The sequence below is a fragment of the Streptomyces sp. ActVer genome, assembly GCF_027270795.1.
Taxonomy (GTDB): domain Bacteria; phylum Actinomycetota; class Actinomycetes; order Streptomycetales; family Streptomycetaceae; genus Streptomyces; species Streptomyces umbrinus_A.
Genome location: NZ_JAPWHT010000970.1, coordinates 1 through 852 on the forward strand (window position 1 = coordinate 1; position 852 = coordinate 852).

Consider the following 852-nt stretch of genomic DNA (forward strand, 5'->3'; position numbering starts at 1 on the left):
CCGATCTGCGCGCGTGGGCGCCCGTCGCCGTGATCGCCGGCTGGGCCGTGAACGACCCCGACCAGGCGCAGCGGCAACTGACGCGGCTCACCACGATGACACTGCTGGCCCTCCTGGTCGCAGCCGTCCTGGGGGCCGCCCTCTACGGCTTTCTCAGCTGGTGGTTCACACACTTCGCGGTGACCGACACCGAACTGCGCATCCGTACGGGCCTGGTGTTCCGGCGCACCGCGCACATCCGGCTCGAACGGATCCAGGCCGTCGACGTCACCCAGCCGCTGCTGGCCCGCGTGGCCGGCGTCGCCAAACTCAAACTCGACGTCGTCGGGACCGACAAGAAGGACGAGCTGGCCTATCTGGGCCAGGAGGAGGCCCGGGTGCTGCGGGCCGAACTGCTCGCCCGGGCCGCCGGTTTCGCGCCCGAGACGGCGCACGAGGTGGGCGAGGCACCGGTACAGCAGCTGCTCCACGTGCCCGCCGGCGTCCTCGCCGTGTCGCTCGTCCTGACCGGCGCCACCTGGGGAACGCTGGCCGCCGCCCTCGTCGTACCGCCGCTCCTGTGGTTCGCCACCCACAGCGTGTGGACGGTCCTCGCGACGGCTCTTCCGCTGCTCGGCGCGGCGGGCGCGAGCAGCGTGGGACGGTTCGTCGGCGAGTACGACTGGACCGTGGGCGAGTCCCCGGACGGGCTCCGCATCGACCACGGGCTCCTCGACCGTACGCACGAGACGGTGCCGCCCGGGCGCGTCCAGACCGTACGCATCGTCGAGCCGCTGCTCTGGCGGCGGCGCGGGTGGGTCCGGGTCGAGCTGGACGTGGCGGGGTCGTCCAACTCCGTGCTCGTGCCGGTCG

1 protein-coding gene is annotated in these 852 nt (G+C 72.8%); it reads left to right on the forward strand.

Annotation, left to right across the window (positions count from 1 at the left end; all coding sequences use genetic code 11):
- Positions 1–852, forward strand: an 852-nt coding sequence (locus O3Q52_RS53675) for a PH domain-containing protein (RefSeq protein WP_269655626.1), incomplete at both ends; no start/stop codon positions are given.